Raw genomic sequence first — 6823 nt, forward strand, 5'->3', positions numbered from 1 at the left:
GTGTTTCACGAACTTACTTTTTAGCTAATAAAGTAAGCTTACCCAGAGTAATAATTGCTTGCTCTATCTGCTCACTCCACTGCACACCATAACTTAACCTTACACAGCTTTTATATTTATTAGAGGCTGAAAAAATAAGCCCCGGGGTTATGCTAATACCCACTTCAAGCGCAAGTAAAAATAACTTTTGGCTATCGTATTCGCCTCCTAAATCAAGCCACATTACGCAGCCTCCCTTAGGGTCGCTTATACGTGTGTTTTTTGGCATAGCTTGTTGTAAGCACCATCGCATACGCTCTTTATTATCGCGCAGGCGCTGCCTGAGTACTTTTAAGTTTCGGTCGTACTCGCCGCTGGCAATAAATTCTGATAACGCCCATTGATTTATTAACGACGCAGAGCAACTTAGTGCTCTTTTAAATCGCCTTGCTTGTGTTGCAAATTTACCGGCAACTAACCAACCTACACGATAGCTCGGCGCTGCCGTTTTAGAAAAAGATGAGCAACTGATCACTAATCCTTTTTTAGAATACGCTAAAGCAGGAGTGCCTCGTTTTGCCGTAAAATATAAATCGCCGTATACGTCATCTTCAATAAGCACTACGTCGTGGCTTTCAAGTAGCTCCACCAGCTGCTGTCTGTTTGTATCTGGCATAAAACTGCCCACGGGGTTACTAATAGCGGTTGAGAATAAACAGGCTTTTATATCATGCTCGTTTAAAGCACGTTCTAAATCGTTTAGCCAAATGCCGTTATCTGGGCACAGTGGTATTTCGAGCGCTTTAAGGCCTAAGCTCTCTATTAGCTCTATAATACCGTGATAACAGGGCGTTTCTATGGCCACTATATCGCCTGGCTTTGTCACACATTTAAGCGCAATAGCCATGGCTTCCTGTGCACCATTGGTGATCACAAGCTCGTCCATATCAATACCAATGCCAAAATCTAAATAGCGATGCACTAGTTGCTTTTTTAGCGGTACAAATCCATCTGTTGGCCCATAGTTAATGGCTTTACTGCCGGCAATTGTCATTACACGGCGCATATTTCTGGCAAGTGCTTTATCGGTAGGTGCAGCGGCTATAGGGTTAGCGATACCAAAAGGGACTACGTTAGCTTGATGAATGGCGCTGTATACCTGCTCTATTAAGGCTTGTTTATTTACCACAACAGGCTCGCGACTTAACTTAACTCGCTTAGGTAAGTTATGCGCGGCGTTAACCGCTTTTAAAAAGTAGCCTGATTTTTCGCGTGCCTCTACTAGCCCTTGATCCTCAAGTGCTTGATACGCTTGTTTTACAGTGGGAATACTTATATTTAAGTTATCTGCCATTTTACGCAGTGATGGAAGTTTTTCGCCGGGGAGTAAAACTTGTTGAGCACTCATATCTCTAATTAACTGAATAACTTGTTGATATAAAAAATCGTGCCCTTGGCTATTTTTTTGTCTTATCATCACACACCGAATCTGTATAGGTTACATTTTTACTTTTCTGTATATGGTAAGTATACAGATAGGTCTTAAAATAGCCATTCAATCGGGCTTTGAGGACTAACCATGAAAAGTGCAGCGTTATACATTACAACCGTTTTAATTTGGGGTTCTACTTGGTTAGCCATAGAATTTCAGTTAGGCGATATTGCAGTCGAGTTATCGTTATTTTATCGCTTTGCTATTGCAGCACTTTTAATGTGGTTGTATGTAGCGTACAAAAAACCCGACATGCGTTTCTCATTAGTCGATCATGGCTTTTTTGCTTTATTAGCTCTGTTTAACTTTGGTTTAAATTACTTAATGCTTTACTGGGCACAAAATTACCTAACCTCAGCCATGAGCTCTATTGCCTTTTCAATGCTGCTGGTTATGAACATAGTTAACACCCGATTATTTTTTGGTAAGCCAATCTCAAAGCGAATTTATACAGGTGCAGTACTCGCTGTATTAGGTATTACATGCCTATTTTGGCCACAGTTACAGCAGTTCGACTTAAGTAATGGTGCGTTGGTCGGGTTACTACTTGCCCTTGGTGGCACCTTTGTGGCTTCATTAGGAAATATGGTAAGCGTTCGAAATTCTCGTAAACAAATTGGTGTATTACAAGGCAATGCATGGGGCATGTTATATAGCGCCGTGGGCTTAGCGCTATATGTATTAATGAATGACGTGCAATTTAGTATAAACGCACCACCGAGTTACTGGTTGTCATTACTTTACTTATCAATATTTGGTACCGTAATCGCTTTTGGTTGCTACTTTGCACTACTAAAAAATATTGGCCCTGAAAAAGCCAGCTACGTTATTGTTTTATTTCCATTAGTGGCAGTAACGCTAAGTAGCTTTTTTGAAGGGTTTGAATGGCACGCAAATACCTTTGCAGGATTTAGCCTAGTGCTATTAGGTAACGCCATTGTGCTTACCCCAACAAAACGAATTAATGCCTTTTTAGCAAATAGAGCAATAGCTAAAAGTGGCTCCATCCCCAGTTAGACGCGTTATTAACGCAACTAACACAAAAGCGCCTACTTTACTGTAGGCGCTTTTTTATTGGCATATGAAACAGTAAAGCGTGGCCATGCACACTAACAACTGCTGGAGTTTTACCTATCAGCTCACCATCTGCTTCAATCAATAACCCTTCAGTATTTATGAAAGCTGTACTTAAACGGCTATAGGTAAGGTTTTTTATATGCTGATGGCGCTTAAAAAATAATTTAATAAAACTTATTACATTATAAAAAAGCCCACCCGATCGCATTTGATAACACTCAAGCTTTCCATCTGTTAAATCAGCATTTGGTGCTATTTCTAAACCACCACCAAAAAATTTATGATTAGCAAATACGGTAATTAAATTTTGATACTGCCTAGCATCGTTATTAAACGTGCCTTGTAACTGCTGAGCTTGATAATAAAATAGCTCCTTTAGGCTCATCCAACTGTAATCAAAAGATGAAAAACTAGCTTTAGCCTCAATTGCTTTAACTACATGGGCATCAAACCCTACCCCTGCAATATTAATAAAATAGCGGCTATTAATTTTTCCTACATCAATTGCTGTTGGTGTATTAAATAATGCCTTTCGCCAATCATCTTCTTTGCAGCCAAATCCCCTAGAGAAATCGTTACCTGTGCCGCAGGGCAACAACGCTAGCGAACAATTGCTCCCTATTAATGCATTAACCGCTAAGTTTAATGTGCCGTCTCCACCTAGTACGACTGCTTTGGTAAATTTACTCAGTAATAAGCTTATTTGAGCACAGTCATTCTCAAAGTTTCCTGTTGTAGTAAATATATAATAAGAGAAACTACGTTTTTTACAGGTATTTTTAAGCCACATTAGTGATTTTTCACTCTGTTTTTTAATGCTTGGTTTAATAATTATCAGTAGTGACAAGCTTTTGTATCCATGAATCTGTTTAAGGATAAAATAATAGGCGTTTAATTAAATTTTTTTAATCTGAATAACTAGTCAAAAAAGGCTATGTAAAATGCATATAACTAAATACAAAAAACAAATAACCCCAGCATTAAAGCAGGTAAAGCCCATTCACACGTAAATACATATGCAAAAATAATAATACAGCTTACTGAATCGCACGTTAATAAAATGAAATCGGATTAGTTTATCTAATCCCTCGGGCTCAATTTTTATCGTTGTATTTTTAATCAAACAACGTGCAAAATGCACGCGATTTCAACATATACAACCCGGAGCAAAATAATGAAACCAATTAACACATTAAATCAAACTGCAGCAGCTCAAGTAGCCGTTAAACCAACTAACCGTAAAGCAAGAATGTTAGCTAAACTTAACACAATTGGTAAAAGACTAGCACTTAGCGGCGCAGCTCAATATAAATAATCACTCAACCATGATTATTTTTGCGGTGCAGCAAACACCCAACCACTAAATGAAGTCACTTATTTAGCTCCCCTTTGTTTGCTGTAACCTATTTATTTTATTAAAAATTGCCTTAATTTCCCCTTATTTACAAAAAAAACCTCATTTACGTACATTTTTTAGGCAAACAGTCATTTTGCTATTTACACAGCGGTATCACCTAAGTATTATTCTGCGTCACGGAGAGATGGCAGAGTGGTCGAATGCACCGGTCTTGAAAACCGGCATGGGTTTATAGCCCATCTAGGGTTCAAATCCCTATCTCTCCACCATATTTTAATTGGTGGATTTTTTACTTCCATCAATACAAACGGTTATGCGTTGGAGAGGTGTCCGAGTGGCCGAAGGAGCTCCCCTGCTAAGGGAGTATAGAGTTTGTAGCTCTATCGAGGGTTCGAATCCCTCCCTCTCCACCATACTTAATTTAAACCACTTGATTGTGGTTTTTGTGTGCCTAAAATTTATAAAAACTAAACAAATTGTGCCTAGTAATAACTTAGGGCATTATTAACACAACTTTAGCCACTTTAGGTTTAGCTATGATCCGGTTCATATTGCTATCAGTTTGCGCGGCAGCACCATTTTTTACCTTGGCACAAAGTACAACAGTGTATAAGTGTGTCATTAAGGGCGTTCCTACCTTTAGCCAAACGCCTTGCGCTAAAGATGCACAAGTTATTACTCTCAAAGATATAAACGTAATTGAAGCGTACAAAAGCTCTACGCCCGGTAAAGGTATTACCGACTCCTCTGTGGATGATTACTTAGAGGTTCAACAAATAGATCGTGAAATAAAACGGCTTGAGCTATCTATTGCACAAAGCCAAAAAGAATACACTGCTAAAAAACAGCAGATAGATTACATGACTCAAGATAAAGCCAATCGTTTAGGCGCTTCGTCTATTGCTGATGCTATCGCAACTAAAACAAATGCGTTAAAGCAAACTTACGACGCATCAATTAATCAAACGCAGCAAAAAATAGAGTCATTAAAACAAAGAAAGCAGCAGCTTAGCCAAAATCCTTAAGCGCTTGTTTTACTATCGATATAAACTGCTCAACGTCTTCTTGGGTATTATAAATATGTGGCGATACTCGTATTCCAAATTTACGAGCATCTACACTAACTTTCGCTTTATCAAGCTCTGTAAGTACATATTCTTGCAGCCCGGCAAAAAACAAAATAACAGTCCCGCTGCATTTATCACTACTCATAGGTGATACAACATATTCGCTTAGCTGCTCATGAATAAGCATAAGCATCACTAAATTATGCTCCCTTACCTTGTGAGCAGTTAGCTCTGCAAAGTAAGCAATGCTATTGGCGGCAATAATATAAGGCGCTACAGAAGGAGTGCCCCCCCAAAATTTGAGCGCACTGGCGTTATATTCAAAATGGTTAATATCGAACTCAAATGGGTTTTGATGCGAAAACCAACCTACATCTTTAGGTTCACAATATGCTATTTGGTGTTTGTTAACCCACAAATATGCTGCACCAGGTCCGCCGCATAGCCATTTAACGCTCGAGCCAATCATAAAGTCAGCATCGAGTACGCTTAAATCAAGCGGTATCACACCCGCAGACTGAGCAACGTCAACTATTGATAAACTCTTGGTTAATTTACTTATAGCTACAATATCGTATACAGGTGCCTGTACTCCTGTATTTGAATATACGTGGCTTATAAAAACTAAATCAATATCGGCGGTTATATAACGCTGCCAAACACTAATATCACTTAAATCTTCGTGCTCAGGTATAAACATGATTTGCGCGCACTCTGGTAATGCTTTTTGCATTGCAAAACCCATGCTCGGAAAATCACTTTGCGCCATAAGCACTTTACAATTTTTTTGCTGTAACCGTGGATGCGACATAAGCAGCTTTGTTAAGCCGCTTGATAAATTAGCTTGAGGACAAAACTGCGAACTAGGCGTATTAAATAACTTACCAAGTACAGTAGTAAACTGCTCAACTGCCGGCAGCCATTGCTGCCAAGGCTCTTTATTTGATCCCTCCCACGGAAGGAAGTAGTGCTGGGCTAAATATTGCTGCGTATTTTTAAGAGGACGCCCTACCGAGTGGTTTAGTAAATAACAGCCATCGGCCATACAAAAATCATTTTTAAGCATGCTATTTAACCCATTTTTTAAGTGTATTTAGATCGTCAAAACGTGTTTTTATATCGTCGCGTTTTGCACTGGCTCGCCTATCTCTTAATTTTTCGAGCGAATCAAGTAACACATGAAGCGGCGGACCGCTTGCTGTTACCTTGCTCATATGCTGCTGTTGCATATTCTTTGAGGGCTGAGCAATAAATTTTTCAACTAGTTGATTATGATGACCGACTGCGGTGTCGCCATGTAATTTGCACACTTGGATAAATAGCTTTGCGTGACTTTTAAACCAATTTGTATTTTTATATTGCTTCGCTTGTAAAAAGTCATCCATAAAGCTTTGCATACGCATGGCTTCTCGTAGTATTTGTTGATCCTCTGGCATCATATATAAAAACTTATCCACCAGCATTTGCGAGTAACTAGGCTCATTTGCACTACAAAGCCCTAGTAACATATCAATCACGTTAATACCTGCAAAGTCACCGGCATTAGCGCCTCTGTAAACCTCTTTACCTACACGATACGGTTTATAGTAAGGGCGAACACAGTTAAAAAAGCGATCTGTATCGAGCTCAGTATAAAGTGCATTATTTGAATCAATAACATCTATAAGCGCCTGTTTAGCTACTTTTAGTAACTCACCGCATAAAGGGTGTGAAATACCTAACGGCAATATTTCCTAAATTCGGATAATAAGTGCAATTTCTCAGATTAGATGGCCAGCTGTTATAATTCGGCCATTTTCTCGCCAAAGGAAATTGCTTTAATGAAATATAAACAGCTGACACAAGAAGAAA

Annotated in this window: 6 protein-coding genes, 2 tRNA genes and 1 pseudogene; 5 read left to right on the top strand and 4 right to left on the bottom strand. The window is 39.0% G+C overall.

Translation table 11 applies throughout. The features are described 5' to 3' along the window. Positions 1–13: 13 nt before the first annotated feature. The gene (locus I6F49_RS17560; protein ID WP_197181487.1) at positions 14–1456 is read right to left on the bottom strand and encodes an aminotransferase-like domain-containing protein; all 1443 of its coding nucleotides are present in this window, start codon (positions 1454–1456) and stop codon (positions 14–16) included. Positions 1457–1558: 102 nt separating this feature from the next. Between I6F49_RS17560 and I6F49_RS17565 the strand changes: the two genes are divergently transcribed. Continuing rightward, positions 1559–2488, top strand: a complete 930-nt coding sequence (locus I6F49_RS17565; RefSeq protein WP_197181488.1) for a DMT family transporter — start codon at positions 1559–1561, stop codon at positions 2486–2488. A 37-nt stretch (positions 2489–2525) separates the two neighbouring features. Here the strand turns inward: I6F49_RS17565 and I6F49_RS17570 are convergent, their stop codons facing one another. Further along, the gene (locus tag I6F49_RS17570; RefSeq protein ID WP_197181489.1) at positions 2526–3395 is read right to left on the bottom strand and encodes a diacylglycerol/lipid kinase family protein; all 870 of its coding nucleotides are present in this window, start codon (positions 3393–3395) and stop codon (positions 2526–2528) included. A gap of 327 nt (positions 3396–3722) precedes the next feature. On the opposite strand from I6F49_RS17570, the gene I6F49_RS17575 reads away from it, so the two are divergent. From I6F49_RS17575 to I6F49_RS17590, 4 genes are all read left to right on the top strand, one after another. Then, positions 3723–3863, top strand: a complete 141-nt coding sequence (locus I6F49_RS17575; RefSeq protein WP_004335040.1) for a hypothetical protein — start codon at positions 3723–3725, stop codon at positions 3861–3863. Positions 3864–4083: 220 nt separating this feature from the next. Beyond that, positions 4084–4174: transfer RNA gene (locus tag I6F49_RS17580), tRNA-Ser, on the top strand. 51 nt (positions 4175–4225) lie between these two features. Continuing rightward, a tRNA-Ser gene (locus I6F49_RS17585) sits at positions 4226–4318 on the top strand. A gap of 123 nt (positions 4319–4441) precedes the next feature. Continuing rightward, on the top strand, positions 4442–4930 hold the full coding sequence (locus tag I6F49_RS17590) for an RNA-binding protein (protein WP_197177068.1): 489 nt from the start codon (positions 4442–4444) through the stop codon (positions 4928–4930). On the opposite strand, the gene I6F49_RS17595 is transcribed toward I6F49_RS17590, so the two are convergent. Continuing rightward, positions 4914–6038, bottom strand: a complete 1125-nt coding sequence (locus I6F49_RS17595; RefSeq protein WP_197181490.1) for an aminotransferase class V-fold PLP-dependent enzyme — start codon at positions 6036–6038, stop codon at positions 4914–4916. The two genes, I6F49_RS17590 and I6F49_RS17595, sit on opposite strands and share 17 nt — an antisense overlap. 1 nt (position 6039) lies before the next feature. Continuing rightward, positions 6040–6705, bottom strand: a pseudogene (locus I6F49_RS17600) (monodechloroaminopyrrolnitrin synthase PrnB family protein); the annotation flags it as partial. Between the last annotated feature and the right edge of the window lie 118 nt (positions 6706–6823).

Origin of the sequence: Pseudoalteromonas sp. SWN166 (assembly GCF_015864485.1) — a bacterium.
GTDB lineage: Bacteria > Pseudomonadota > Gammaproteobacteria > Enterobacterales > Alteromonadaceae > Pseudoalteromonas.